The sequence below is a fragment of the Castellaniella hirudinis genome (assembly GCF_042651965.1).
Lineage (GTDB): Bacteria > Pseudomonadota > Gammaproteobacteria > Burkholderiales > Burkholderiaceae_B > Castellaniella > Castellaniella hirudinis.
On sequence record NZ_JBHSDY010000012.1, the window covers coordinates 46,450 to 71,055 of the forward strand.

26 protein-coding genes are annotated in these 24,606 nt (G+C 64.9%); 12 read left to right on the plus strand and 14 right to left on the minus strand.

Features of this window, described 5'->3' with window-relative positions; all coding sequences use genetic code 11:
- The first annotated feature begins 22 nt into the window (after positions 1 to 22).
- The 3 genes from ACFO0J_RS17700 (at position 23) to tcuB (ending at position 3,598) form a co-directional block, all read left to right on the plus strand.
- A complete protein-coding gene (locus tag ACFO0J_RS17700) occupies positions 23 to 952 on the plus strand; it encodes a LysR family transcriptional regulator (RefSeq protein WP_376814417.1) in 930 nt (309 codons plus the stop codon).
- 84 nt (positions 953 to 1,036) lie between these two features.
- Entirely contained in the window at positions 1,037 to 2,443 is a 1,407-nt protein-coding gene (gene tcuA / locus ACFO0J_RS17705; protein ID WP_376814418.1) for an FAD-dependent tricarballylate dehydrogenase TcuA, read from the plus strand.
- A gap of 15 nt (positions 2,444 to 2,458) precedes the next feature.
- Positions 2,459 to 3,598 (plus strand): tricarballylate utilization 4Fe-4S protein TcuB, encoded by a 1,140-nt coding sequence (tcuB, locus tag ACFO0J_RS17710; RefSeq protein WP_376814419.1) that lies wholly within the window; start codon positions 2,459 to 2,461, stop codon positions 3,596 to 3,598.
- A gap of 151 nt (positions 3,599 to 3,749) precedes the next feature.
- Here tcuB and ACFO0J_RS17715 read toward each other — a convergent pair whose 3' ends face one another.
- Positions 3,750 to 5,258, minus strand: a complete 1,509-nt coding sequence (locus tag ACFO0J_RS17715; RefSeq protein ID WP_376814420.1) for a CoA-acylating methylmalonate-semialdehyde dehydrogenase — start codon at positions 5,256 to 5,258, stop codon at positions 3,750 to 3,752.
- 124 nt (positions 5,259 to 5,382) lie between these two features.
- Here ACFO0J_RS17715 and ACFO0J_RS17720 point away from each other — a divergent pair, with 124 nt between their 5' ends.
- Positions 5,383 to 6,351, plus strand: a complete 969-nt coding sequence (locus ACFO0J_RS17720) for a LysR family transcriptional regulator (RefSeq protein ID WP_376814421.1) — start codon at positions 5,383 to 5,385, stop codon at positions 6,349 to 6,351.
- 134 nt (positions 6,352 to 6,485) lie between these two features.
- On the opposite strand, the gene ACFO0J_RS17725 is transcribed toward ACFO0J_RS17720, so the two are convergent.
- Positions 6,486 to 7,907, minus strand: coding sequence for an aminotransferase-like domain-containing protein (locus tag ACFO0J_RS17725; RefSeq protein ID WP_376814460.1), 1,422 nt, complete (start codon positions 7,905 to 7,907; stop codon positions 6,486 to 6,488).
- 158 nt (positions 7,908 to 8,065) lie between these two features.
- Here ACFO0J_RS17725 and aptA point away from each other — a divergent pair, with 158 nt between their 5' ends.
- Positions 8,066 to 9,397: an omega-aminotransferase AptA gene (aptA, locus tag ACFO0J_RS17730; RefSeq protein WP_465251290.1), complete on the plus strand. Its 1,332-nt coding sequence runs from the start codon at positions 8,066 to 8,068 to the stop codon at positions 9,395 to 9,397.
- Between the two features lie 65 nt (positions 9,398 to 9,462).
- Here aptA and iolB read toward each other — a convergent pair whose 3' ends face one another.
- The 6 genes from iolB to ACFO0J_RS17760 are packed head-to-tail and all read right to left on the minus strand — an operon-like array spanning position 9,463 to position 15,143.
- Positions 9,463 to 10,275 carry a 5-deoxy-glucuronate isomerase gene (iolB, locus tag ACFO0J_RS17735; protein ID WP_376814423.1) on the minus strand — a complete coding sequence of 271 codons (813 nt, stop codon included), beginning with the start codon at positions 10,273 to 10,275 and terminating at the stop codon, positions 9,463 to 9,465.
- Position 10,276: 1 nt separating this feature from the next.
- Positions 10,277 to 12,217, minus strand: a complete 1,941-nt coding sequence (locus tag ACFO0J_RS17740; protein ID WP_376814424.1) for a bifunctional 5-dehydro-2-deoxygluconokinase/5-dehydro-2-deoxyphosphogluconate aldolase — start codon at positions 12,215 to 12,217, stop codon at positions 10,277 to 10,279.
- A 49-nt stretch (positions 12,218 to 12,266) separates the two neighbouring features.
- Entirely contained in the window at positions 12,267 to 13,070 is an 804-nt protein-coding gene (locus ACFO0J_RS17745; RefSeq protein ID WP_376814425.1) for a transporter substrate-binding domain-containing protein, read from the minus strand.
- A gap of 19 nt (positions 13,071 to 13,089) precedes the next feature.
- Complete coding sequence (locus tag ACFO0J_RS17750) at positions 13,090 to 13,818, minus strand: amino acid ABC transporter ATP-binding protein (RefSeq protein WP_376814426.1); 729 nt, start codon at positions 13,816 to 13,818, stop codon at positions 13,090 to 13,092.
- Positions 13,802 to 14,452: an amino acid ABC transporter permease gene (locus ACFO0J_RS17755; protein WP_376814427.1), complete on the minus strand. Its 651-nt coding sequence runs from the start codon at positions 14,450 to 14,452 to the stop codon at positions 13,802 to 13,804. The genes ACFO0J_RS17750 and ACFO0J_RS17755 overlap by 17 nt, the downstream gene beginning before the upstream one ends.
- 10 nt (positions 14,453 to 14,462) lie before the next feature.
- The gene (locus tag ACFO0J_RS17760) at positions 14,463 to 15,143 is read right to left on the minus strand and encodes an amino acid ABC transporter permease (protein ID WP_376814428.1); all 681 of its coding nucleotides are present in this window, start codon (positions 15,141 to 15,143) and stop codon (positions 14,463 to 14,465) included.
- 240 nt (positions 15,144 to 15,383) lie between these two features.
- Here ACFO0J_RS17760 and ACFO0J_RS17765 point away from each other — a divergent pair, with 240 nt between their 5' ends.
- A complete protein-coding gene (locus ACFO0J_RS17765) occupies positions 15,384 to 16,271 on the plus strand; it encodes a MurR/RpiR family transcriptional regulator (protein WP_376814429.1) in 888 nt (295 codons plus the stop codon).
- A 30-nt stretch (positions 16,272 to 16,301) separates the two neighbouring features.
- Here ACFO0J_RS17765 and ACFO0J_RS17770 read toward each other — a convergent pair whose 3' ends face one another.
- From ACFO0J_RS17770 to ACFO0J_RS17780, 3 genes are all read right to left on the minus strand, one after another.
- Complete coding sequence (locus tag ACFO0J_RS17770; protein ID WP_376814430.1) at positions 16,302 to 17,471, minus strand: vWA domain-containing protein; 1,170 nt, start codon at positions 17,469 to 17,471, stop codon at positions 16,302 to 16,304.
- Positions 17,472 to 17,493: 22 nt separating this feature from the next.
- On the minus strand, positions 17,494 to 18,108 hold the full coding sequence (locus ACFO0J_RS17775) for a GNAT family N-acetyltransferase (protein WP_376814431.1): 615 nt from the start codon (positions 18,106 to 18,108) through the stop codon (positions 17,494 to 17,496).
- Between the two features lie 95 nt (positions 18,109 to 18,203).
- Positions 18,204 to 19,067: an AAA family ATPase gene (locus ACFO0J_RS17780; protein WP_376814432.1), complete on the minus strand. Its 864-nt coding sequence runs from the start codon at positions 19,065 to 19,067 to the stop codon at positions 18,204 to 18,206.
- A gap of 166 nt (positions 19,068 to 19,233) precedes the next feature.
- Between ACFO0J_RS17780 and ACFO0J_RS17785 the strand changes: the two genes are divergently transcribed.
- Positions 19,234 to 19,590: a c-type cytochrome gene (locus ACFO0J_RS17785; protein ID WP_376814433.1), complete on the plus strand. Its 357-nt coding sequence runs from the start codon at positions 19,234 to 19,236 to the stop codon at positions 19,588 to 19,590.
- Positions 19,591 to 19,607: 17 nt separating this feature from the next.
- Positions 19,608 to 19,964 carry a c-type cytochrome gene (locus tag ACFO0J_RS17790; protein WP_376814434.1) on the plus strand — a complete coding sequence of 119 codons (357 nt, stop codon included), beginning with the start codon at positions 19,608 to 19,610 and terminating at the stop codon, positions 19,962 to 19,964.
- Positions 19,965 to 19,994: 30 nt separating this feature from the next.
- On the opposite strand, the gene ACFO0J_RS17795 is transcribed toward ACFO0J_RS17790, so the two are convergent.
- Complete coding sequence (locus tag ACFO0J_RS17795; protein ID WP_376814435.1) at positions 19,995 to 20,426, minus strand: DUF1841 family protein; 432 nt, start codon at positions 20,424 to 20,426, stop codon at positions 19,995 to 19,997.
- 185 nt (positions 20,427 to 20,611) lie between these two features.
- Between ACFO0J_RS17795 and icd the strand changes: the two genes are divergently transcribed.
- From icd to ACFO0J_RS17815, 4 genes are all read left to right on the plus strand, one after another.
- Positions 20,612 to 21,868 (plus strand): NADP-dependent isocitrate dehydrogenase, encoded by a 1,257-nt coding sequence (gene icd / locus ACFO0J_RS17800; protein ID WP_376814436.1) that lies wholly within the window; start codon positions 20,612 to 20,614, stop codon positions 21,866 to 21,868.
- Positions 21,869 to 22,170: 302 nt separating this feature from the next.
- Entirely contained in the window at positions 22,171 to 22,437 is a 267-nt protein-coding gene (locus ACFO0J_RS17805) for a BrnT family toxin (protein ID WP_376814437.1), read from the plus strand.
- On the plus strand, positions 22,424 to 22,750 hold the full coding sequence (locus ACFO0J_RS17810; protein WP_376814438.1) for a BrnA antitoxin family protein: 327 nt from the start codon (positions 22,424 to 22,426) through the stop codon (positions 22,748 to 22,750). Before ACFO0J_RS17805 ends, ACFO0J_RS17810 begins: the two co-directional genes overlap by 14 nt.
- A gap of 519 nt (positions 22,751 to 23,269) precedes the next feature.
- Positions 23,270 to 23,581 (plus strand): addiction module antidote protein, encoded by a 312-nt coding sequence (locus ACFO0J_RS17815; protein WP_376814461.1) that lies wholly within the window; start codon positions 23,270 to 23,272, stop codon positions 23,579 to 23,581.
- 28 nt (positions 23,582 to 23,609) lie between these two features.
- Here the strand turns inward: ACFO0J_RS17815 and ACFO0J_RS17820 are convergent, their stop codons facing one another.
- Together ACFO0J_RS17820 and ACFO0J_RS17825 are read right to left on the minus strand one after the other, a co-directional pair.
- Entirely contained in the window at positions 23,610 to 23,897 is a 288-nt protein-coding gene (locus ACFO0J_RS17820) for a putative quinol monooxygenase (RefSeq protein WP_376814439.1), read from the minus strand.
- 4 nt (positions 23,898 to 23,901) lie between these two features.
- Positions 23,902 to 24,192, minus strand: coding sequence for a hypothetical protein (locus ACFO0J_RS17825; RefSeq protein WP_376814440.1), 291 nt, complete (start codon positions 24,190 to 24,192; stop codon positions 23,902 to 23,904).
- Between the last annotated feature and the right edge of the window lie 414 nt (positions 24,193 to 24,606).

The following is a 24,606-nucleotide window of genomic DNA, read 5'->3' on the forward strand; positions in this document are numbered from 1 at the left end:
CAGATTGGGCTACTATCGCTCCATGGAAATCCGCCAACTGCGCTATTTCGTGTGCGCGATCGAGCAGGGCAGCATGGGCAAGGCCGCGCGCGAACTGGGCGTGGTGACTTCGGCCCTCAGCCAGCAGATCAGCCGCCTGGAATCCGAACTCTCGACCCGATTGCTGCTGCGCACGGCGGCGGGGGTCGCTCCCACGGACGCGGGCATCGCTTTTTTCCGGCAGGCGCAGCTTGCCCTGCGCAACATCGACGAGGCGGCGCGCGCCGCCCAGCAGGCGCGTTTGTCCGGCCATGTCAGCGTCGGCCTGGCGCCCACCACGGCGGCGGTGCTTGGCTTGCCCCTGATCCTGGCGATGCGCGAACGCTATCCCGATGTGCGCCTGCATCTGGTCGAGTCCTTGTCGGGGCATCTGGCGGCCATGCTCAATGCCCGTCAGCTCGATCTGGCGATCCTGTTCAATGATGAGGCAGGCCGCAAGTGGTCGGTGATGCCTTTGCTCGAAGAAAATCTCTACGTGATCGCGGCCCGGGGGTTCAAGGACTTTCCCCGCCGCAAGACCGTGCGCCTGGCCGGCCTGGCGGGCCTGCCGCTGGCTATGCCTACGCACATGCACGGTCTGCGCGGCGTGCTGGCTTCGGCGATGCGCCGCCAGGCGCGCGGGCCCGAGGTGGCGATGGAGATCGATTCCCTGGCGATGCTGATGGACGCCGTGGCCGCCGGCCTGGCGGCCACGATCCAGCCGGGCGCCGCCATCACCCGCATGGCGGGGCGCGACCTGGTCATGGCGCGGATCTCGGACCCGGGCCTGGTGCGCCGCAATCTGCTGGCCAGCCTGTCCGACGATGAGCTGTCGCCTGCGGGCCTGGCGGTCCGCGTGGCGCTGCGCGACGTGGTGCGCGGGCTGGTCGAAAGCGGGCAGTGGATCGGCGCCCGCAGCCTTCACGAGTCGTGAAGAGGGCTTGCCGGACGGACGTCTAGCGGACTTGGCCGGCGCCGCCTAAGCTTCCGGAGGTGTTCAACCCTTCGAGAGCCGATCATGCTCGACGTCCTGGTCATCGGCGGCGGAAACGCCGCCTTGTGCGCTGCGCTGATGGCGCGCGAGGCGGGCGCCGAGGTGCTGGTCCTGGAGTCCGCCCCCCGGGCGTGGCGCGGGGGGAATTCCTCGCATACGCGCAATCTGCGCTGCATGCATGATGCGCCCCAGGATGTGCTGGTGGATGCGTATCCCGAGGAGGAGTTCTGGCAGGACCTGCTCAAGGTCACCGGCGGGCGCACCAATGAAGCACTGGCGCGCATTGCGATCCGCCATTCGGCGAGCTGCCGCAACTGGATGCGCCGCCACGGCGTGCGGTTCCAGCCGTCCTTGTCGGGCACGCTGCACGTGGCGCGCACCAATGCCTTTTTCATGGGCGGGGGCAAGGCCCTGATCAACGCCTACTATCGCAGCGCCGAGGCGCTGGGCGTGCGTGTGCGCTATGACGCGACGGTGGATCGGCTGGAACTGGAAGAGGGGCATTTTCGGGCGGCCTGGCTGGGCGATGAACGCATCGAGGCGCGCGCCTGCGTCGTGGCTTCGGGCGGGTTCGAGTCGAATCGTGAATGGCTGCGCGAGGCCTGGGGCCCCAACGAGGCAGGGGAATGGCCTGCCGAAAATTTCCTGATCCGGGGCACGCGCTTCAACCAGGGCGTGCTGCTGCGCGACCTGCTGGATCAAGGGGCGGACCGGATCGGCGATCCGACGCAGTGCCACTCGGTGGCGATCGACGCGCGCGCGCCGCTGTACGACGGCGGCATCTGCACGCGCATCGATTGCGTGTCGCTGGGGATCGTGGTCAATCGCCAGGCGCGGCGCTTCTACGACGAAGGCGAGGATTTCTGGCCCAAGCGTTATGCCATCTGGGGGCGGCTGGTGGCCCGGCAGCCCGGCCAGATCGGCTATTCCATCATCGACGCCAAGGCGGTGGGCCGCTTCATGCCGCCGGTGTTCAAGGGCGAGCAGGCCGATACCCTGGATGCGCTGGCCCGGCGCCTGGGCCTGGACGAGGCCGTCTTCGTGCGGACCGTGGCCGACTACAACGCGGCCTGCCGCGCCGGGCATTTTGACCACGAAGTCCTGGACGACTGCCATACCGAGGGGCTCGAACCGCCCAAGACCCACTGGGCGCGTCCCCTGGACACGCCGCCTTACTACGCCTATGCCCTGCGTCCCGGCATCACCTTTACCTACCTGGGCGTGCGGGTCGACGCGCGCGCCGCCGTGCATTTCGGCGGACAGCCCAGCGACAACCTGTTCGCGGCCGGCGAAGTCATGGCCGGCAACGTCCTGGGGCAAGGCTATACCGCCGGGGTGGGCATGAGCATCGGCACGGCCTTCGGCCGTATCGCCGGGGCCCAGGCTGCCGCAGCCGCCCTGCAGCGGCCCGCCACCGCGCTTGTCGCATAGCACCGAGGAATTTCCATGCAGACCCTGCAAGCCCTGACCCGGGACGCGGTATCCACCCTGATGCTGTCGCCCGAAGAAACCGAAGTCGACCGCGTCATGACCATCTGCAACGCCTGCCGCTATTGCGAAGGGTTTTGCGCCGTGTTCCCGGCCATGACGCGCCTGCTGGAATTCAACAAGGCCGACATCCACTACCTGGCCAACGTCTGCCACAACTGCGGCGCCTGCCTGCATGCCTGCCAGTACGCCGAGCCCCATGAGTTCGCCGTCAATGTGCCGCGCGCGCTGGCGGCGGTGCGGCCCCTGACGTACGCCGAGTTCGCCTGGCCGCCGGCGCTGGGCCGGCTGTACCGGCGCGCCGGATTGACGATGGCCCTGGCGACCGCCGGCGGCCTGGCGCTGTTTCTGGTCCTCGTCCTGATCCTCAACCAGGGCGCCTGGCTGCACGTGCCGCTGGCCGGGAATTTTTACGCCATCTTCCCGCATAACCTGCTGGTGCTGATGTTCGGCGCGGTGTTCCTGTACGCGATCGTGGCCCTGGGCCTGGGGGTCGCCGCGTTCTGGCGCATGCTGTCGCCCGCGGCGGCGCCGGGGGCCGTCCTGGGCGCGGCCGGCCTCGATGCGGCGGGCCAGGCCCTGACGCTGAAATACCTGGATGGCGGCCATGGCGAGGGCTGCAACGACGAGGATGACCGCTACACCCACAGGCGCCGGGCGTTCCATCACCTGACGTTCTACGGCTTCGTGTGCTGTTTCATCGCCACCTCGGTGGCGACGCTGTACCACTATCTGCTGGACTACCCTGCGCCGTATCCCGTCGTCAGCGTGCCGGTGCTGTTCGGCATCGTGGGCGGGATCGGTCTGCTGATCGGGCCGGCGGGCCTGCTGTGGCTGAATCTCCGCCGCCATCCCGACCACGCCGTGTCGGCCCAGCAGCCCATGGACCGGGGCTTCATCGCGCTGCTGATGCTGGTGAGCGCCACCGGCCTGGCCTTGCTTGTCTGGCGGGATACCGGTGCGATGGGCCTGTGGCTGGCCCTGCACCTGGGGGCCGTGATGGCCTTCTTCCTGACCATGCCGTACGGCAAGTTCGCCCACGGGGTGTTCCGTTCGGCGGCGCTGCTCAGGAGCGCGCTGGACAGGCGCATGGGATGAGACAGGACATGAAATGATCCCTGCGGATCATTTCATGCCTGGCGAATCGGAGCGCCTTGCAAGGCGCGACGTGGGGAGATGCTACGGTTGAAGATGTTTCATGCCTGGCGAATCGGAGCGCCTTGCAAGGCGCTGAACGCTCTCCGTTGCATCAATGCGTCGGAAACGCGAATTCCGCGCCCTTGGCCTCGCTGTCCGGCCAGCGCTGCATGACGGACTTCTGGCGCGTGTAGAAGCGCACGCCTTCTTCGCCGTAGACGTGCATGTCGCCGAACAGGCTGTTCTTCCAGCCGCCGAAGCCGTGCCAGGCCATGGGCACGGGGATGGGCACGTTGATGCCTACCATGCCGACCTGGATGCGCCGCGCGAATTCGCGCGCCGCGTGGCCGTCGCGCGTGAAGCAGGCGACGCCGTTGCCGAAGCTGTGCTCGTTGATGATGCGGATGGCGGCATCGATGTCCGGCGCGCGGACGCAGGCCAGGACCGGGCCGAAGATTTCTTCCTGGTAGATGCGCATGTCGGGCGTGACGTGGTCGAACAGGCTGCCGCCGATGAAGAAGCCGTCCTCGTGGCCGGGGACGCACAGATCGCGGCCGTCGTGCACCAGTTGGGCGCCTTCGGCGAGGCCGATGTCCAGGTAGCCGCGGATGCGCTCCAGGGCCTCCTGGGTGATGACCGGACCCATTTCGGCCTGGGGATCCATGCCGTGGGAGACCTTGAGCGTGCGGGCGCGTTCCGCCAGGATGGGCACGATGCGGTCGGCGGCGTCGCCCACCAGCACGGCCACCGACACGGCCATGCAGCGTTCGCCGGCGGCGCCGTAGGCCGAGCCGATCAGGGCGTCGACGGCCTGATTCAGGTCCGCGTCGGGCATGACGACCATGTGATTCTTGGCGCCGCCCAGGGCCTGGACCCGCTTGCCGTGCTGCGCGCCGCGCTCGTAGATCGAACGGGCGATGGGCGTGGAGCCGACGAAGCTGACGGCCTGGACGTCGGGGTGGGTCAGCAAGGCGTCCACCGCCTGCTTGTCGCCTTGCAGGACGTTGAACACGCCGTCGGGCAGACCGGCCTCGCGCAGCAGCTCGGCGATGCGCAGGGACACGGAGGGATCGCGCTCGCTGGGCTTGAGGATGAAGCAGTTCCCCGAGGCGATCGCCAGCGGGAACATCCAGCACGGCACCATGGCCGGGAAGTTGAAGGGCGTGATCCCGGCGACGACGCCCAGAGGCTGGCGCATGGTCCAGTTGTCCAGGCCGGTCGCGACTTGCTCGGTGTAGTCGCCCTTCAGCAACTGCGGAATGCCGCAGGCGAATTCGATGATGTCGATGCCCCGGGCCAGTTCGCCCTGCGCATCGCTGAAGACCTTGCCGTGTTCGGCCGTGATGATGGCCGCCAGTTCGTCCAGGTGGGCGTTCATCAACGCCAGGAATTTGAACATGACCCGGGCGCGGCGCGGCGCCGGGGTGTTGGCCCAGGCGGGAAAGGCGGCAGCGGCGGCGGCGACGACGGCTTCGACGTCTTCAGGGCCGGCCAGACGCAACTGGCGCGCGGCCTGCCCGGTGGCCGGGTTGTAGATGGCCTGGGTGCGGTCGCCCTGGCCCAGGGTGCGTTGCCCGTTGATGAAATGGCCGACGTCGGCGGTGTCTGTGTAGGCTTGCATGGTGGTCTCCCGAGGGGGTTGGTCGTTGCGCATGGAGCACGATGGAGCCAGTGTAAGAACGGCCCGGGCGACTGCATAGACACGAAGACTGGAATCATTGTTTGTTTTAGTGAACAATAGGTTTATGGATTCCAAGAACATTGACAGGCTCTGGCCGCATATCCACTGGCTGATCGTGCTGGCGCAGCAGGGCAGTTTCACCTCGGCCGCCCGGCGGCTGGACGTCAGCAAGGCGGCCATGAGCCAGCGGATGGCTGAACTGGAGCGGGCGGCGGGGGTGCCCCTGATCCTGCGCACGACGCGCTCGGTGCGCCTGACGGACGCCGGGCAGCGCCTGGTCGAGGACACGCGCGACGCCTACGCACGCATCGCGCACAGCTTTGCGGAGGTGCGGGACCTGTCCGACGTGCCTGCCGGACTGCTGCGCATTACGGCGCCCGTGGCCTTCGCGCGCCAGCAACTGGTCGCCCGCCTGCCGGAATTTCTGCGGCGCTACCCGAAGATCCGGGTGGAACTGGATATGCGGGACAGCCTGGTGTCCTTGATCTCAGAGGGCTTCGACCTGGCCTTGCGCCACGTCGAGTCACCGCCCGACACCGATGTGGCCCGGGTCTTGTGCCGCACCCGTACCCTGCTGGTCGCCAGCCCCGCCTACCTGGCGGCGCAGGGCATGCCCCGGGAGCCTGCGCAACTCGTGGATCACTGGCACCTGCACTATCCGCGCCAACAGGGGTCGGCCCACTGGGTGTTCGAGCGTGTGGAGTCCCGGCGGACGGACAGGCAGGCGACGGTCCCCGTGCAGCCGCGTTTCGTGGCCAATAACAGCGAGGTGCTGCGCGACATGGCCTGCGCGGGGCTGGGCATCGCGCTGTTGCCGGATTTTTCCGCGCAGCACGCGGTCCGCAAGGGCGAACTCGTTGAAATCCTGCCCCAGTGGCGTCCGATCGGCACCTTCGGACGGACCATTTTCGCGCTGCGTCCGTATACACACCGGACGCCCCGCAACGTGCGGGTCCTGCTGGATTATTTGCTGGAGGCGTTTGCCGGCGGCTTCGACGCCGATCCCGCCTTGAGTCCGCCCAGCACTTCCTGAGGAAAATGACCCCCACGCTGCGCCTTCGGCTTGCTGTCCACCTCGTGGCCTGCATGCCACTCGGATTCGTCAGGCGTAGGCCAGTCCGCAGGGGACTGCCCTACGTCCGGACTCATCCCCCAAGGGGGCGTTTTTCATCTCGGGGCGGCCCAGCGATGAAAAAACCGCCACAGGCGCGGGTCTCCGGAGTACGCCACATTGAAGCGCATCCAGCCTTCATCCCGGCCCTCCGGGTCGAAGTAGTTGCCCGGGGCGAGCCAGATGCCGGCCTTCAGCGCCTGCTCGGTCAGCCGGATCAGTTCGTCCCCGGTGGGGCGCGGCGCCGGCGGTCTGGCCCACAGGAACAGCCCGGCGCCCGGCTCCCCCCAGACTTCGAAGCCGTGCGCGTGCATGGCGGCGGTGACCTGGTCGTGCGCCTGGCGCAGGCGCTCGCGGATGCCGCGCAGGTAGGTGCTGTGGCGGCCGTCCCGCAGGACGTGGTAGACGGCGCGTTCCATGACTTCGGTCGAGGTCAGGCCCAGCGACATCTTGGTGCGCGCGCATTCATCCACCAGCGGCTTGGCGCAGGTCAGATAGCCCACGCGGGTGGAGGGCATCACGCTCTTGGAAAAGCCGGACACGTAGATCACCCGGCTGGCGCCTGCCAGCGCGGCGAGCATGGGGGCGGGTTCGGGCAGGAGGTCGCGGGAGGTGTCGTCGTCCACGACCAGGAAGTCATGGCGTTCGGCCAGTTGCAGCAGGCGGAACGCCCCGGCCATCGTGAAGCTGGCGCCGGTCGGATTCTGCAGCACCGAGGTGACGAACAGGGCGCGGATCGGATGCTGCCGCGCCAGCGCCTGGAGCGTGGCTTCGTGGATGCCTTCCGCCGTCCTGGGGACCGCGTGCACCGTGATGCGGTTCAGGGCCAGGATTTGCAGCAGGTTGGCGTAGCAAGGCGATTCGACCGCCACGTGGTCCCCGGGGCGCAGCAAGGTGCGCACGACGATGTCCAGCGCCTGCGTGGCGCCATGGGTCAGCAGCACCTGGTCGGGCGCCGCTTCGAGTCCGTGTTCCAGCAGGCTGTGCGCGATGTGTTCGCGCAAGGGGTGGTAGCCGAGCGGATGGCCGTAGGACGAGATCTGGCTGATCGGGACGCGGCTGAGCTGGCGCATGGCATGCGGCAGGCCGGCCTGGTCGTGCCAGTCCGGGGGCAGCCAGCCGCAGCCTGCCTTGATCGAGATCGAATGGTCGGCGAACACGTCGGCCAGCAGCCAGGAGGCGCCGATGCGCGGCGCCACCCATTCGGGCACCGTTGCGGGCGCGGCCTGTTTCTGGCGGCTGACGCGGAAATGGGCGCCAGGGCGTGACTGCAGCAGGCCCCGGGCGACCAGGCGGTTGTAGGCCGCCATGACGGTGAACGTGCTCAGTCCGTGGTCGCGAGCGAACTTCCGCACCGAGGGCAGGATCATCCCCGGACGGAGCAGGTGCGCCTGGATGGCGTGTTCCAGGGCGGTGACGGTCTGGTCCACCAGGGTCGGGGCGGCATTGCGACGGCGGTCCGGCTCGAACAGGATCATGGTGAAGCGTTCAATCCTCATGCTTTCAATACAGTGATCTTAATCTGAACAATACAGTTATCCGACTGTTCTGTCACCGTCTATGGCCTTCGTGCGGGGGCCGGACCAGAATGAACCCATTCACTCTGCCCCCCTGAACCCTGGATTGAGAGGCTGCCATGCCAAGCGACGCCGTACGTTCCCCTGATATGTCCAATCTGTGGATGCCCTTTACCGCAAACCGGCAATTCAAGGCGCATCCCCGCATGCTTGCCGCCGCCCAGGGCATGCACTACACCGCGGCGGACGGCCATCAGGTGCTGGACGGCACCTCCGGGCTCTGGTGCGTCAACGCCGGGCACGGCCGCCAGCCCATCATCGACGCGATCAGCCGGCAGGCCGCGCATCTGGACTACGCGCCCAGCTTCCAGATCGGCCACGAAGACTCTTTCCGGGCGGCCTCCGACGTGGCCGCCCTGATGCCCGCCGGCCTGGACCGGGTGTTCTTCACCAACTCGGGTTCCGAATCGGTCGATACGGCGCTCAAGATCGCGCTGGCCTATCACCGGGCGCGCGGCGAGGGCCAGCGGACCCGCCTGATCGGCCGCGAGCGCGGCTATCACGGCGTCGGTTTCGGCGGCATCTCGGTGGGCGGCATCTCGCCCAACCGCAAGGCGTTTTCCGGGGTGCTGCTGCCGGGGGTGGACCACCTGCCGCACACGCACGATCTGGAGCACAATGCCTTTTCGCGGGGCCAGCCGGCCTGGGGCGGCGAAGCCTATGCGGATGCGCTCGAACGCATCATCGCGCTGCACGACGCCTCGACGATCGCGGCGGTCATCGTCGAGCCGCTGGCCGGCTCCACCGGTGTGCTGCTGCCGCCCAAGGGCTACCTGGAACGGCTGCGGGCCATCACTGAAAAGCACGGCATTCTGCTGATCTTCGACGAAGTCATCACCGGTTTCGGCCGCCTGGGCGCAGCCACCGGCAGCGAATTCTTCGGCGTGACGCCTGACCTGATGACCCTGGCCAAGGGGATCAGCAACGCGGCGGTGCCGGCCGGCGCGGTCGCCGTGCGCCGCAGCGTGCACGACACCATCATCGAGGCCAGCGCCGCCGGCATCGAGTTCTTCCACGGCTATACCTATTCCGCCCACCCGCTGGCGACGGCGGCCATCCGCGCCACCCTGGGCATTTATCGTGACGAGGGCCTGTTCGATCGGGCGAAGTCACTGTCGCCCGCCTTCGAAAATGCCGCGCATGCGCTCAAGGGCAGCCCTCACGTCATCGACGTGCGCAATCTGGGGCTGGTGGCCGGCATCGAGCTGGCCCCCCGTCCGGGCGCGCCCGGCGCCCGGGCGGCCGAGGTGTTCGGCAAGTGCTTCGATCAAGGCGTGCTGGTTCGCTATACCGGCGACATCATCGCGATTTCGCCGCCGCTCATCATCGACGAGGCCCAGATCGGGCAGATTTTCGGCACCTTGGCCGAGGTGCTGAAGACGGTGGATTGAGTCTTCGGCGAGGGCTTCAACGAATGGGGCGGCATCGAGCCGCCCCATTGTGTGACCGCCAGGGATCAGACCTTGGCAGGCGCGATCATCCATTCATGGGCGGGATCGTTCTTGAAGACCCAGTGACGCTCGGAACCCGCCATTACGTTCAGGTAATACAGGTCGTACCCATGGGGCGCCACGCAGGGATGATATCCGCGCGGGACGGCGACCAGATCGTGGTTCTCGATCGACATGGTTTCGTCCAGGGACCGGTCATCCGTATAGACTCTTTGGAAGGCGAAACCCTGGGACGGATTGATCCGGTGATAGTAGGTTTCTTCCAGCCGGGTTTCGTGGGGAACGTTGTCGGTGTCATGTTTGTGGGGCGGATAGCTCGAGGAATGGCCCGCAGGGGTGACCACCTCGACCACCAGCAGGCTTTCGGCCCTGGGGTCGTCCTGAGGCAGGATATCGCACACGAAGCGTTGGTTCGAGCCTTCGCCCCGCACGCTGCGCCGCATGGCCGCCGGGTCCAGGCACTGGGTCTTCTTCGCAGGGTTGCCGCGGGTGGAGCGGCAGAAGGCGACCTCCGCGGAGGTGGCGGCCGTGATCCGGGCGCTTGCCCCGGTGGTGACATAGACCGCCGCAGGCGGGATTTCCTCGAAGACCGAAGCGCGCCGCCCCAGGCCCGTGAAGTGTTCGGCGCCGACCTGAATGTCGACGGTGCCGGTCAGCACGACGATGCAGAGCTCCCCGGCGCCCGCGTCGGCCAGGGTTGATTCGCCGGGCGACAGCCGTTGCGCCTGGAAGCCGACGTATTTCCAGCCGGCCTCTTCCGGGGTGATCGCGACGATGTCCTTTCCGGTCCGGGTCGCTTTGTGCAGGAGTGACTTCATCTCAGTTTTCCTTGGTTGAGCGTCGGTTGTGCCAGGCTTCGATCAAGCGCGCGAAGTTCGCACTGGCGGCTTCGATGAAGCCCTGGTCGTCGATCCGCTTGTCCAGCCAGTCGGCGCCGGGCGACTGCCAGATGGAGCGCCCCACCATGAAACCTTTGACGATGGGGTGTGCGGCGTGCCTGAATGAGGTCGCGAGGTGTTCCAGAGGCTGGTTCAGGCCCAGCAGCACGACGCCGCGGCAGTACGGGTCCTGGGACTGGATCAAGGCATCGACCTTCGACCATGCCGATGCGGCCATGGGGGTGAGCTTCCACCAGTCGGGCTTGATCCCCAGAGAATAAATCCGCGCGAGGCTGTCCAGCACGACGTCGTCGTGGGTTTCCGCCGTGATCCGGTCCGCAGGGGGGATGATTTCCAGCAGCAGTTCGTGCCCGCTCCGGCGTGTCGCCTCCCAGAGTTCCTGCAGTCTTTCTTCCTGGGCTTCAAGCAGGGGGGCGGCATCGCCGGGGTGGTAGCTGACCAGGCACTTGACGGTCTGCTCCAGCGGCCAGTCCGCCAGCAGGGAGGCCACAGAGGTCGCATGGTCGAATTTGAGCGGACGGGACATTTGTTTTTCGACGGGCCGGCCCAGCCACCAGCCCCGGCCGGTGATGGCGCACAGCGTGTCGCCGCCTTGCTCGCCCCCGTCCAGCAGGACGCCGACGCGCCCCTGCAACTGGTATTTTTCCTCGGCGTGCTCCACGGCGGTGACCAGCATTTGCTTCAGGCGCTGCACTTCGGCCAGGCCTGCGCCATGGGCCTGCGCGAGGTCCATGAATTGCTGCCGGTGGTCAAACGCCAGCACGTTCAATTCGTCCCAGCGCTTGCGCTGGGCGGTGGTCCGGTGGAGATGGTCCAGATAATCGTAGTCGATGTCCTTGCCGTCGCGGGCGAGCCAGTATGCCAGCTCGGTCTGGGTCGGCATGGCGGGGGCGCAGGCATGGCGGCTGACCACGATCGCGCCGCAGGCATTGGCGATCCGGGCGGCGTCGGCGAAATCCTGTCCGCGCAGAATGCCCGTCAGCAGGCCTGAGGCGAAGGCGTCGCCTGCACCCAGCACGTTCAGGACCTTGATCTTTTCACCACGATAGCGCGTGGCGTCTTCGATCCGCGCGGGGATCTCATCGGAAATCAGGCAGCAGCCGTCGGCGCCCAGTTTCACCACGAAATGCGCGTGAGTGATCTTGCGCAGGGCCTTGAGCGACCCGATCAGGTCGTGCGCGACGCCGCCTGCAATGAGGAATTCCTCCTCGGTGCCGATCAGCAGATCGAATTCGGGGATGATCTCCTGGAGGCTGCGAGACACGCCCTGGTCGGGCACATAGCGGTTTTCGCCTTCGCCGCGTCGGGTCAGTCCCCACAGCACGGGCCGGTAGTCGATGTCCAGGACCTTGAAGACACGATGCCGCCGCGCGTAGGCCAAGGCGCGCGTGGAAGCCTCGCGCACTTGCGGCTGGGACAGGTGTGTGCCGGTGATCAGCAGGGCGCGGCTGTCGGCGATGGCGGATTCCGAAATCAGCTCGGGGTCGATGGCCATGTCGGCGCAGTTTTCCCGATAGAACAGCAAGGGGAAGGTTTCGCGATCCTTGATGCCCAGCAGCACCAGGCCGGTCAGGCGCTCCCGGTCGACCTGGATCATTGAGGTGTCGCACCCTTCGTTTGCCAGCGTTTCCACCAGGAAACGTCCCATCTGCTCGTCTCCTACGCGAGACAGCATGGCGGTTTTCAGCCCCAGCCGTGCACCGCCAAAGGCGATGTTGGCGGAACTGCCGCCGAGGTACTTGGAGAAACTGGCCACGTCTTCCAGTCTGGCGCCGATCTGCTGGGCATAGAGATCAACGGCCAGCCTGCCCAGGCAGATCAGGTCGAACTTCCTGCCTTCCTCGATACTGAAAATAGTCATCTGAACTTCCGGAAAATACGACGGCCGGCGTGCCGCCGGCCTGTAGAAATTACTTGGCGGGCGCCATGTCCATCAGGTCCGCCGGCAGGTCGACGTTCAGGTGGCTCTTGTAGATCGCGTTGAGCTTCCCGTTCTGGAAATTCTTCTGGGCCCAGTCGTCCAGGAAGGCCTTGAACTCGGGGTTGCCCTTGCGCAGGCCGACGCCCAGCGCATAGTTCTTCATCAGGAACTTGATCTCGAAATGGCGGTCCGGCGCCTTGTCCTTGAGGGTCTGGATCACCGCGGTCGAGTTGGCGAGAATATCTGCCTGCCCGCTCAGGACGGCCGTGACGGCCGTCGCGTCGTCGTCGAATTTCATGATCTTCGCGTCCTTGGTGTTGGCCGAGAGGATCGCATCACCCTGGGAGCCGCGCACGCTGGCGACCTTCTGGTCCTTGAGGTCGGCGTAGTCCTTGATCTTCGCGTCCTGGGGAGCCGCCACCGCCTGCGCGAGGACCGAGTAGGGCTTGGAGAAGTCGATGACCTTCATGCGTTCTTCGGTGATCGACAAGGTGGAGATGATGACGTCAGCCTTGTTGGTCAGCAGGAACGGGATCCGGTTGGGCGTCGTGGTGCGGACCACCTCGAGTTCGACGCCCAGGTCCTGGGCGAGCAGTTTGGCCGCTTCGATGTCCGAGCCCGCGGGTTGCTGGTTCTGATCCAGCAAGCCGAATGGGGGCAGGCCGAGGTCGATCGCCACGCGCAGCTTGCCCGCGGCCTTCACGTCGTCCAGCGTGTCGGCGACCGCCGGCTGCAGCGCCATGGCGCAACTGGCGGCGACGAACACCATGCCCGCGATTTTTTTCAGATTCATGCCTACTCTCCAGAAGAATTCAGAGCCCATTGCTGATGAAGGCTTGCAGCTCTTTTGTTTGAGGCGATTGCAGAAGCGTTCGCCCGCCGATTTCCCATACCTTGCCCTGGTGCATATAGATGATGATGTCTGCGATCTTCTGCGCGAACGCCATCTCGTGCGTCACCATGATCATGGTCATGCCTTTCTTTGCGAGGCCTTCCATCACCTTCAGGACTTCGCCCGTCAGTTGCGGATCCAGCGCGGAAGTCACTTCGTCGAACAGCATCAGGCTGGGGTGCATCGCCAGCGAGCGTGCGATGGCGACGCGCTGCTGCTGTCCGCCCGAAAGCTCTTCGGGGTATGAATGCGTCTTTTCCCGCAGACCTACCTGGTCGAGGACTTCTGCAGCGACCTCGTTGGCCTGCGCCCGTCCCATCTTCTTGACCGAGGTCAGCGCCAGGGTGATGTTGCGCTGGACCGTCAGGTGGGGGAACAGGTTGTAGCCCTGGAATACGATGCCGATGTCCTTGCGCAGCGTGAGCAGGTCGACGTGGGGGTCGCTGACCACGTGGCCGCATGCCGTGATCCGGCCCTGGTCGATGGTTTCCAGGCGGTCGATGCAGCGCAGGGCCGTGCTTTTCCCAGAGCCGCTCTGGCCGATGATGGCGACGACTTGTCCCTTCTCGACGGAGAACGAAACGCCGTTCAGGACGGTATTGGCGCCGAATCTCTTGTGTACGTCCTGCAGTTCAACGACGGCCGACATGTAGTTTCCTTTCTAGCTTTCTGCTGAAGGCGGAAAGCGGGTAGCACATCAGAAAATAGAGTCCGGCGACCAGGAAATAGACGATCCCGGGCTCGAAAATTGTGTTGTTGACCAGTTGGCCCGCACGCACCAGTTCGACGAAGCCGATGACGGAGGCCAGCGACGAGTTCTTGATCAACTGCACGGTGAAGCCGACCGTGGGCGGCGTGGCGATCCGCAAGGCCTGGGGCAGGATCACCCGCAGCATGCGCACGGACCGGCTCAGCGCCAGGCATTCGGCCGCTTCCCACTGGTTCTTCGGCACGGAGCGCAGGCAACTGCCCCAGATCTCGCCCAGGTGGGCGCCCGCATAGAGCGACAGCGAGATCGATGCGGCGACGATCCCCGGCAGGTTCCAGCCGAGGATCGACAGCCCGAAGAACGACAGGAACATGATGACCAGCAGCGGCGTGCCCTGGATCAACTGGATGTAGCTGCCTGCGAGCAGGCGCAGGAGACGGCTCCGGGAAAGGGTGCTGAGCGCGATCGCCAGGCCCAGGGCGCCGCCGCCGATCAGTGCGATGAGGGACAGCATCACCGTCCAGCCGGCGCCCTGGAGGATGATGTCGAGGTGGGTTTGTGTGAACGCGTTCATCGTGGCCGCCTTAGATCGAGGTGCCCAGCCGGCGACGGCGGGTGAAGAGGACCAGGCCCAGCAGCCAGAGGCCGAAGCGCATGCAGAACGCCAGGATCAGGTAGAACAGCGCGATGACGGTGTAGGTTTCGAACGAGCGGAACGTTTCGGACTGGATCTGCCCGGCGATGCCGGTCAGTTCGTCGACCGAGATCTGGGAGGTCAGCGAGGACGCCAGCATCAGGAGCACGAACTGGCCGCACAGGGCCGGGTAGACCTTTTCGATCGCGGGCGTCAGGATGACGTGCCAGTAGACCTGGGCCTTGTTCAGACCCAGGCACTCTGCGGCTTCGATCTGGCCGACATGCACGGACTGGATGCCGGCGCGGATGACTTCACTGGCGTAGGCGGTGAGATTCATGCCCAGGGCGATCACGGCGGCCGTCAGGGCGGAGATCTTCCATCCCAGGCTGGGAAAGACGAAGAACACGACAAAGAGCTGCACCAGCAGGGGCGTGTTCCGGATCAGCTCGACGTAGATGCGGCACGGGATCGTGACCCAGCTCTTGCTGTCCAGGCCGATGGCCACCAGGGTGCCGAAGACGAAGCCCAGCACCGTCGTGGCAATCGAGAGTTGCGTCGTCAGCCAGAGCCCGTCTAGAAAGGCATGCCAGTGCGGCAGGAGACTTGCGAAATCAAAGCTGTAAGTCATCAATCCGGGTCCAGGATGCAAGTGTTGCGCGTCGAGCCCCGGGACTGGCGTGTGTCGATCCTCCTGGGGCAGGTGGGACTTTAGAAGGAATGGAAATTAAATTCTATTAGTGTAATCACTTAGAATTTATGTTCTATTCGGGGCGTACAATCGGGCTGCCTCCCGGCGTGGCAGGCGGCGTCGATTCTGTCCGTCCGGGCCGTTGCGCCAGAATCGTTCAACTCAACACATAGGGCAGCCATGGCAAGCGACGATGCGTACACTTCGATGTCCGGGCCGGATTCCGCTCCACGCGGCGATGTCGAGGCCTTGCTGGAAACGATCTCCCGCGATTATTCGAACCTGAGCCGGCAGTTGGCGAAGATCGCCGTCTTCATCGAGAAGAATCACGAGTCGCTCGGACTGTGCAAGATCAAGGACATCGCCGAACGCTGCGACGTCCAGCCTTCGGCGGTGATCCGTTTCGCCCACCGCTTCGGCTTCGATGGCTTTTCGGACATGCAGGCGATCTTCAAGGCGCGGCTCAGCCGCAAGGTCGCGCTCGAGACGCCGTACCAGGACCGGATCCGCGAGGTCCTGAACACGCGCCAGGGGGCCTTCGGCTGCGGCGAGATCATCCGCCAGTCGACCCAGCGGTCCGCCGAAGAACTGCTCGCGCTGGGTTCGGAGCCCAACCTCAAAGAGATCGAGGCGGTGGTGGCGCGGTTGGTGGCGTCGGAAAAGATCTGGATCGCCGGAATGCGGCGCACCTATCCGGTCGCCTCCTATCTGACCTATGCCCTGCAGCACGTCCGTTCCAACGCGGTGCAGGTGACGAACACCGGCGGGATGTATCGCAGCCAGATCCGGTGCATGCAGAAAGAGGACGTCCTCATTCTGTTCAGCTACGAGCCCTATGCCGAGGAAACGCTGGACATCGCGCGGTTTGCGGCGGAACGGGGCGCGGCGATCGTCGCCGTGACGGATAGCCAGATGGGGCCGTACGCACAGTTGGCCGACTACCTGCTGCTGATCCGGGAGCAGCCCGTCTTCGGGTTCCGCTCTCTGGTCAGTTCGATGGCGCTCGCGCACGCCATCTTCGTGACGTTCGCGTACCGGGCCGAACTGGCCGGAGAAGGGCGCGTGTGAGGCGGTGTTCCTGATTCCGCCGCGACGGCCTTACTTCGACAGCAGCCGCATCGCCTGTTCCAGGCCGTCCATCGTCATGCCGAACATGCGCTCGTGCATCAGTTCGCGCACGATGGCGATGGACTGGCGGTAGGGCCAGGAGCCGGACGGTTCCGGGTTCAGCCAGACCGCGCGCGGCCAGTGGCCCAGGATGCGTTGCAGCCAGGCGGCGCCGGTTTCCTCGTTGTGGTGCTCGACCGATCCGCCGGGGTACAGCAGCTCGTAGGGACTCATCGAGGCGTCGCCCACCAGGATCAGGCGCCAGTCCTCGCCGTAGCTGCGCAGCAGGTCCCAGGTCTCGATGCGTTCGCCGTGGCGGCGGCTGTTGTGGCGCCAGACGGACTCGTAGGGACAGTTGTGGAAGTAATAGACCTCCAGGTGCCGGAACTCGCTGCGCGCGGCGGAAAACAGGGATTCGATGCGGGCGATGTGGTCGTCCATGCTGCCGCCCACGTCCAGCAGCATCAGGACCTTGACCGCGTTGTGGCGTTCGGGCACCCAGTGCAGGTCCAGCATGCCGGCCTGTTCGGCGGTGCCGCGGATGGTGCCGGGCATGTCCAGTTCCATCGCCGCGCCCTGGCGGGCAAAGCGCCGCAGACGTCGCAGCGCCATCTTGAAATTGCGCGTGCCCAGGGTCTGCTGGTCGTCGTAGTCGCGGTAGTCGCGCCGTTCCCAGACCTTGATGGCGGTGCGGTTGCCGGCCGAGGGGCCGCCGATGCGGATGCCTTCGGGGTGATAACCGCCGTGGCCGAAGGGCGAGGAACCCCCGGTGCCGATCCACTTGCTGCCGCCCGCGTGGCGATCCTTCTGTTCGGCCAGGCGCTCGCGGAACATCTCCATCAAGCGGTCCCAGCCGTGCTTTTCCAGTGCGGCTTTTTCGGCGTCGCTGAGCTGCTTGCGGAAGGTCTGGACGAGCCAGTCCGGCGGGACGTCCGGGCCGCCCGCGCGCGCCTGGAGCTGGCCGATGAAGGCGGCGAAGACCCGGTCGTAGCGGTCGTAGCGGGTCTCGTCCTTGACCAGCGCCAGGCGGGCCAGATGGTAGAAGTCCTCGGTGCTGGTCGGCGCGGCGGGGCTGCACAGCAGTTCCAGCAGGCTCAGGTATTCCCGGATGGAGACCGGGATACCGGCGGCGCGCAACTGGGTGAAGAAATCGGTCAGCATGGCCAGGGCGGGGGATGCGGGTTCAGGCGCGGGGGCGGTGCAGTTGATAGAGCAGGTGGGCGCGGACCTCGGGCCATTCGCCCGCCAGCAGGCTGTACATGACCGTGTCGCGCACGGTGCCGTCGCGGCGCAGGGCGTGGTGGCGGATCACGCCGTCGCGGTGCGCGCCCAGGCGCTCGATGGCGCGTTGCGAGGCGTGGTTGTAGTTGTCGGTGCGCCAGCCCACGACGGCTGCGCCCAGCACGTCGAAGGCATGTTCGAGCAGCAGCAGTTTGCACGTCGTGTTGACGTGGGAGCGCTGGTGCGAACGGGCGTACCAGGTGTAGCCGATCTCCAGCCGGGCGACCGCCGGCATGATGTCGTGGTAGCGCGTGGAGCCCAGGACGGCGCCGCTGGCGGCGTCGAGCACGGCGAAGGGTAGCATGTGGCCGTCGTCTCGGCCTTTCCGGGCCTGGGTGACGTAGGCTTCGGTCTGCCCGGGTTCGGGCACCGAGGTGACGCGCAGGTTCCAGAGCTCGCCGTCGGCGGCCGCGGCGCGCAGGCCGGCGGTGTGTTCGGCGGACAGCGGGACCAGACGCACGCCATGGCCTTCGAGGGTGACGGGGTGGGGGGCTTGCTTGAAACCGGGAGTGCTCATGAGTCGATCCGGTGGTGGGTGATCGTGAAAGGTGTCGCGTGGCCTGGTCGCTGGGGCTGGGTTGCTTCGGCCGGTCCGTTTCAATGCGCGGGCGCTTAGCGGCCGCCGCGCTGCGTCAGGGCCGCCAGCCTTCGCAGCAGGTTCAGGTCCTGTTCGTTCTTCAGCAGGGCGCCGGCCAGCGGCGGCACGTCGCCGCGCGCCAGGCTGTCGGGAGGCACGGATTCGGCCAGCAGCAGGTGCAGCCAGTCCAGGAACTCCGAAGTCGAGGGGCGTTTTTTCAGCCCTGGGACCTCGCGCAGGCGGAAGAACGCATCCAGCGCCGCGCTCAGGACGTCGGCGCGCAGGTCCGGGAAGTGGACGGCGACGATGTCGCTCAGGGTCTCGCGGTCGGGGAACTCGATGTAATGAAAAAAGCAGCGCCGCAGGAACGCGTCGGGCAGGTCTTTTTCATTGTTCGAGGTGATGAGGATCAGGGGCTTGTGGCGCGCCTGGACGGTCTGCCGGGTTTCGTAGACGTGGAATTCCATCCGGTCTAGTTCGCGCAGCAGATCGTTGGGGAATTCGATGTCAGCCTTGTCGATTTCATCGATCAGCACCACGCAGGGCTGTTCCGACTCGAAGGCTTGCCACAGCACGCCCTGCACGATGTAGTTGCGGATGTCGTGCACGGCAGCTTCGCCCAGCTGCGAATCGCGCAGACGCGAAACGGCGTCGTATTCATACAGGCCCTGCTGCGCCTTTGTCGTGGACTTGATGTGCCATTGCAGCAGGGGCCGGCCCAGGGCGCGGGCGACTTCTTCGGCCAGCAGGGTCTTGCCGGTGCCCGGCTCGCCCTTGACCAGCAGGGGGCGCTGCAAGGTCAGCGCGGCATTGACGGCGGTTTTCAGTGCGTCGGTGGCGACGTAGCGGTCGGTGCCGTCGAAACGATTGCTGGGAGCGGGGGCGGTCGTGCGGGTCATGGGCGGCAGAATCGTAGCGCGTGGGTCCGGAAGCCGGATATTATGGGTTTGAAATGTCGATGTCTGACTGTATCGAAACAATTATCGTACAATCGTCATGCCTCATCGGCCCGGCAGGAGGCTGGCCGATGCCGACACAATATGAATCATAGAGACAAGAGGCCATATGAAGTCGCGAGCAATGCTTGACCGTGGTTTGGGTGCCGTCGTGGTGACGGCGTCCTGTTTGCTGGCGGGTCCTGCGCTGGCAGCCGATCCCCCGGCCGTCCAGGGCGATGTCCAGGCCGGCGCCCAGAAGGTGTCCATGTGCATCGGCTGCCATGGCATTCCGGGTTACAAGGCAGCCTATCCCGAGTTGTACCACGTCCCCATGATCGCCGGTCAGAACGCGCCCTACATCGTTGCGGCGCTGAAGGAATACGCCAGTGGCGCACGTTCCTTCCCGACCATGGACGCCATCGCGCGGTCCCTGTCCGAACAGGACATGGCCGACGTCGCGGCCTACTATTCCAGTCTCAAGTGATCCGGGGGAACACCATCATGCGTACATTGTGGATTGCCCTGCTGGGTCTTGGGCTGACGGCGACCGGCGCACAGGCGGCCGACTTGCAGGCCGGCAAGGCCGCCTTTGAAAAGTACACCTGCGCCTCGTGCCACGGCGCCGATGCCAAGACGCCGATGATGCCTGAATACCCGATCCTGGCCGGGCAGCATCAGGACTATCTGGAACATGCCCTGATCGCCTACCAGCGTGGACAGGCGGGTGCGCCGGCTTCGGCCAACGTGCGCAAGAACGCCATCATGGGCGCCATGGCGACGCAGTTGTCGGCGACGGACATCGAGAACATCTCCGCCTGGCTGTCGGCCCAGCCTTCGTCGCTGGCGGTGCGCAAATAACGATTTGAGGGGATGCCGCTGCGCATCCCCTCAACGATCGTGCGTGGCGTGCCGCCGGATCAGGTCCAGATAGTGTTCATTGTCCAGCGGCTTGCCCAGCCGCTGGGCTTCCCAGACGACTTCACCCAGCGCTTCCATGATGACGTGGGCGGCCTCGTGCTCGTCGCGGCTGCGCAACAGGGCGTTCCAGGCGTCGCGGATGCCGGGCGGATGGTCGATCGACAACTGTTCCTGGATCGCCAGGTGCATCGACAGGTGCAGAAAGGGGTTGGTGCGGCCGGCTTCGACCGGGTAGTCGCGCTCGGCGGCGTCGGGGTCCTGCAGGTCTTCGTGGTATTCGGGATGGCGCTCGACCAGGTCGGCGGCCATGGTTTCCAGCGGCGTCAGCACACCGCCCTCGCGGCGCTTGCGCCAGGCATCGGTGAAGAATGCGCGAACCTGTTCCTTGGAGGGATTGAACATGAGAAGCGGTAAAAGCGGGCCGAATTGGGTATTTTAACCTGTCGATCCGGGTGTTTTTGCCGCCCCGGCCGGTAGAATAGGCCAGAAAGGCCGCCTGCCGGCGGCCACTTTACGTTAAACTCTTATATAAGACTGATTCCCCTCTTTCTTTTCTGAACAACAAACCCAGCAACACTGGAGCACCCATGTCTTATCAGCACATCAAGGTTCCGGCCGGCGGACAGAAGATCACGGTCAACGCCGATTTCTCCCTGAACATCCCCGACGAGCCCATCGTTCCCTACATCGAAGGCGACGGTACGGGCCAGGACATCACCCCGGTGATGCTGAAAGTGGTGGACGCCGCCGTGGCCAAGGCCTACAACGGCAAGCGCAAGATCCACTGGATGGAAGTCTACGCCGGTGAAAAATCCACCAAGATCTACGGTCCGGACGTCTGGCTGCCCGAAGAAACCCTGGAAGCCGTGCGCGAGTACGTCGTTTCCATCAAGGGCCCGCTGACCACCCCCGTCGGCGGCGGCATCCGTTCCCTGAACGTGGCCCTGCGCCAGGAACTGGACCTGTACGTCTGCCTGCGCCCGGTGCGCTACTTCAAGGGCGTGCCTTCGCCCGTGCGTGAGCCGGAAAAGACCGACATGGTCATCTTCCGTGAAAACTCCGAGGACATCTACGCCGGCATCGAATTCGAAGCCGAGTCCGACAAGGCCCGCCAACTGATCGAGTTCCTGCAGGACAAGCTGGGCGTCAAGAAGATCCGCTTCCCGGCCACGTCCGGCATCGGCGTCAAGCCCGTGTCGCGCGAAGGCACGGAACGCCTGGTCCGCAAGGCCATCCAGTACGCCATCGACAACGACCGCCCGAGCGTCACCCTGGTGCACAAGGGCAACATCATGAAGTTCACCGAAGGCGGCTTCCGTGACTGGGGCTACAACCTGGCCCAGAAGGAATTCGGCGCCCAACTGGTGGACGGCGGTCCGTGGTGCAAATTCAAGAACCCCAAGACGGGTCGCGACATCGTGGTCAAGGACGTCATCGCCGACGCCTTCCTGCAGCAGATCCTGCTGCGCCCGGCTGAATACGACGTCATCGCCACGCTGAACCTGAACGGCGACTACGTTTCCGACGCCCTGGCCGCCCAGGTCGGCGGGATCGGCATCGCCCCGGGCGCCAACCTGTCCGATTCCGTGGCCATGTTCGAAGCCACCCACGGCACCGCGCCGAAGTACGCCGGCAAGGACTACGTCAACCCGGGTTCGGAAATCCTGTCCGCCGAGATGATGCTGCGCCACATGGGCTGGACCGAAGCCGCCGACCTGATCATCAGCAGCATGGAAAAGTCCATTCTGTCGAAGAAGGTCACCTATGACTTCGCCCGCCTGCTGGAAGGCGCGACCCAAGTGTCGTGCTCCGGCTTCGGTCAGGTGATGATCGACAATATGTGATCTGGTCCGAACGATTCATTGAATCATTCATTGAGTCGTTGAAGTCCACGAAAGCCCGGTATTCCTTTGGAAGCCGGGCTTTTTAATTTTCGCCATGACTCCAGTGCCGCATTTCCCTGGACTGCGCCACAGCCAGATACAGCAGGTTTATCAATACCTGGATTCGTTCACCATGGGCCGGTGCGTTTCGAAATCCGCCCCGGCTTCCCCACTGGGTGCGCCGAGGTGCGAGCCGACACAACTGTGCTGAATGAAGTCATACGGTGCAGTGTTGTATTTACGATGTACGTACGATAAAGTATATGAACATCATCTACGACCCTGCCAAGAACAGTGCGAACCGTGCCAAGCACGGCGTCTCTCTGGCGGATGCCAAGGCGTTTGAGTGGGATGACGCGTTGATCCGCCAGGACGACCGGTACGCTTATGGCGAAGTGCGCATGCGTGCCATCGGCTACATCGGCCCGCGGCTGCATGTGTTGGTGTATACGGACCGCGGCAACATCCGACGCATCATCAGTCTGCGCAGGGCGAACAAGCGGGAGGAACGCCACTATGCCGAAGCTTAAACCGGGGCACGTGTCCCCGACCGAGGAAGAGGATGCCGCGATCAATGCCGGCATCGTGGCCGATCCTGATAACCCGGAATGGACAGCCCAGGATTTTGCCCAGGCCCGGGCCGCCAAGGTGCCCAAGGTGAGTATCACGATTCGTTTGGATGCTGATGTGGTCGAGGCGGCGAAGGCTCTGGCCGGCCGGGCGGGTACCGGCTACCAGACCGTCATCAATGATGCGCTGCGCCGTGCATTGGCCGGAGACGCTGCGCCGGTGACCGAAGACACGCTACGTCGCATCCTGCGCGAGGAACTGCATCAGGCGTGATTTTTCATGAATTTTCTCTTGGGGCTCTTCCCCCTATTTGACTGATGGTCAGACAAGAGGTTGATGTTTACCCGTTGCAGCTACGCCGCGCTGGTGCGCAGTTATGGCCTGCGGCAGGAGTTCATCACGCCGATTAGCCGCCTGATCTGCGCAGGTTCCGCTGGGTCAATACAGCATTTCGCTGGACTGCGCCACAGCTAGATACAGCAGGTTTATCAATACCTGGGTTCGTTCACCATGGGCCGGTGCGTTTCGAGGAGCCCTCATGGCGAAGATCAAACTCATCGAGCCTGCAGTCGGGGCGGTGCGAATCTGTTGTGGGCCAGTCCGGAGAATTGACCGTCAGGCAGGCCTGTTCGCGGGTGCAGGCATGGCCGATCGGGGTGTGCCAAGGTGGCGAACCGGTGCAAGACGTTGGTGGCCGGCAAACTGCTCAGTCAAGAGGTCGCAGGGGCGGCGGGCCCGGGGTGACATCCGGTCTTGCATGATGGGTCGTAGGCTTGCGCTCATTACGCCTGGATAAGGCCCAGCGCGGCAACTTGGGTTTCTGAACTGCCAGAGTTCGATATGGCCGAAATCCTCAAGACGGACGAGGACATTGCCAACTATCTGACGGTCGTTCTGGAAGAAAACGATCCTGACGAGTTCTCCCATGCGCTGGGTGTGATTGCCCGTGCACGCGGCATGACCGAGGTGGCTCGCGCCAGCGGCCTGACGCGTGAGGCGCTCTATAAAGCATTGCGTCCGGGCTCACATCCGCGTTTCGATACCATTGCCCGTGTATGTGCTGCGCTGGGCGTGCAATTGTCTGCCCGGTCGGCGCTGTCGTAGCCTCGTCCGGCTGGTTGTGGTGGCCCGCTCATTTGAAGGTCTCCATCAGAATGAACGTTGCTGCTTTCCGCTGATGGGCATTGATAAGCGGTACGAGCCGGGTGAAATGCTCGGTCGCGCAGTGGGCGTCCAAAGCGGCCCGATCGGGCCATTCTTCGATGAACACAAAATGGCCGGGATCCTTCTGGTCGACAAACAGATCGTACGAAATGCAGAGCGGTTCCTGCTTGGTTTTCTCGACAAGTTCGCGATATAGAGGAGCGACGTCGGGCAGTCTGTCTGGGTGGATGAAGTCCTGAGCGATGACTTTCAGCATCGTGTTATTTCTCCACCCGCACCTCGAACCAGGCTTCTGTTTCGCCCAGGTTTTGGAATGCATCGCTTCGGGCGCGGCCGGCGGCGGCGATCCAGCGCTTGGCCAGCGTCATGTCGCTGGCGGTCATTTCATTTTCTGCTGTGTCTTCGGCCGCAGTCCAGGCCCGGTAGGTCGCAAGCACTTGCTCCGGGCCGCCTAAGGCTCGTTCCAGCGTTCTGCGGAAGCGATGTTCGGCATCGGCTCGCGCCGGTTCCGGCAGGTCAGCGGGGGCGTCTTGAAGGGTGATCGTGTACATGGTCAGCTCCGTTGTTCGTACTGTGGATTTATACAGCTAACGTGGTTGAGCGAGCAAGACAGCGGGATGGGCTATTGATGGGTCATGCCGGACGATTCAGTGAATCGTTTGCGCTGTACGTACGGATAAGCCAGCGCGAGGAACTGCGTCACGTGTGAGGGGGCACGACCCGACATGCGGCCTTTGCATCAGGGCGCGCAGGACGCACCGGGTCAAAACCTCATCCGCAAATCCGCGCGCATGGATGGCTTGCATGCTCGTGAGTTCGTCGCAGTAGGATGGGGGACGGATTTTGACCTGGATTATAAATTTATGGCTGCGACCGCCGTTAACAGGGCGTTAGGAGGATGTGGTGCGCCTTCGACCGGCCTGGCGTCGGCCGGTATACTGCAAAGAACAATCGGTCGGGGATTG

Excerpts from the sequence above, each read along its gene's own strand:
- ACFO0J_RS17810 (WP_376814438.1), top strand. The coding sequence starts at position 22,424 with ATGCCGAAGCTTAAACCGGGGCACGTGTCCCCGACCGAGGAAGAGGAT.
- ACFO0J_RS17765 (WP_376814429.1), top strand. The coding sequence starts at position 15,384 with ATGGCAAGCGACGATGCGTACACTTCGATGTCCGGGCCGGATTCCGCT.
- tcuA (WP_376814418.1), top strand. The coding sequence starts at position 1,037 with ATGCTCGACGTCCTGGTCATCGGCGGCGGAAACGCCGCCTTGTGCGCT.
- ACFO0J_RS17755 (WP_376814427.1), bottom strand. The coding sequence starts at position 14,452 with ATGAACGCGTTCACACAAACCCACCTCGACATCATCCTCCAGGGCGCC.
- ACFO0J_RS17745 (WP_376814425.1), bottom strand. The coding sequence starts at position 13,070 with ATGAATCTGAAAAAAATCGCGGGCATGGTGTTCGTCGCCGCCAGTTGC.
- ACFO0J_RS17790 (WP_376814434.1), top strand. The coding sequence starts at position 19,608 with ATGCGTACATTGTGGATTGCCCTGCTGGGTCTTGGGCTGACGGCGACC.
- ACFO0J_RS17760 (WP_376814428.1), bottom strand. The coding sequence starts at position 15,143 with ATGACTTACAGCTTTGATTTCGCAAGTCTCCTGCCGCACTGGCATGCC.
- ACFO0J_RS17805 (WP_376814437.1), top strand. The coding sequence starts at position 22,171 with ATGAACATCATCTACGACCCTGCCAAGAACAGTGCGAACCGTGCCAAG.
- aptA (WP_465251290.1), top strand. The coding sequence starts at position 8,066 with ATGCCAAGCGACGCCGTACGTTCCCCTGATATGTCCAATCTGTGGATG.
- ACFO0J_RS17795 (WP_376814435.1), bottom strand. The coding sequence starts at position 20,426 with ATGTTCAATCCCTCCAAGGAACAGGTTCGCGCATTCTTCACCGATGCC.
- ACFO0J_RS17820 (WP_376814439.1), bottom strand. The coding sequence starts at position 23,897 with ATGCTGAAAGTCATCGCTCAGGACTTCATCCACCCAGACAGACTGCCC.
- iolB (WP_376814423.1), bottom strand. The coding sequence starts at position 10,275 with ATGAAGTCACTCCTGCACAAAGCGACCCGGACCGGAAAGGACATCGTC.
- tcuB (WP_376814419.1), top strand. The coding sequence starts at position 2,459 with ATGCAGACCCTGCAAGCCCTGACCCGGGACGCGGTATCCACCCTGATG.
- ACFO0J_RS17715 (WP_376814420.1), bottom strand. The coding sequence starts at position 5,258 with ATGCAAGCCTACACAGACACCGCCGACGTCGGCCATTTCATCAACGGG.
- ACFO0J_RS17700 (WP_376814417.1), top strand. The coding sequence starts at position 23 with ATGGAAATCCGCCAACTGCGCTATTTCGTGTGCGCGATCGAGCAGGGC.
- ACFO0J_RS17780 (WP_376814432.1), bottom strand. The coding sequence starts at position 19,067 with ATGACCCGCACGACCGCCCCCGCTCCCAGCAATCGTTTCGACGGCACC.
- ACFO0J_RS17720 (WP_376814421.1), top strand. The coding sequence starts at position 5,383 with ATGGATTCCAAGAACATTGACAGGCTCTGGCCGCATATCCACTGGCTG.
- icd (WP_376814436.1), top strand. The coding sequence starts at position 20,612 with ATGTCTTATCAGCACATCAAGGTTCCGGCCGGCGGACAGAAGATCACG.
- ACFO0J_RS17825 (WP_376814440.1), bottom strand. The coding sequence starts at position 24,192 with ATGTACACGATCACCCTTCAAGACGCCCCCGCTGACCTGCCGGAACCG.
- ACFO0J_RS17750 (WP_376814426.1), bottom strand. The coding sequence starts at position 13,818 with ATGTCGGCCGTCGTTGAACTGCAGGACGTACACAAGAGATTCGGCGCC.
- ACFO0J_RS17775 (WP_376814431.1), bottom strand. The coding sequence starts at position 18,108 with ATGAGCACTCCCGGTTTCAAGCAAGCCCCCCACCCCGTCACCCTCGAA.
- ACFO0J_RS17785 (WP_376814433.1), top strand. The coding sequence starts at position 19,234 with ATGAAGTCGCGAGCAATGCTTGACCGTGGTTTGGGTGCCGTCGTGGTG.
- ACFO0J_RS17770 (WP_376814430.1), bottom strand. The coding sequence starts at position 17,471 with ATGCTGACCGATTTCTTCACCCAGTTGCGCGCCGCCGGTATCCCGGTC.
- ACFO0J_RS17725 (WP_376814460.1), bottom strand. The coding sequence starts at position 7,907 with ATGATCCTGTTCGAGCCGGACCGCCGTCGCAATGCCGCCCCGACCCTG.
- ACFO0J_RS17740 (WP_376814424.1), bottom strand. The coding sequence starts at position 12,217 with ATGACTATTTTCAGTATCGAGGAAGGCAGGAAGTTCGACCTGATCTGC.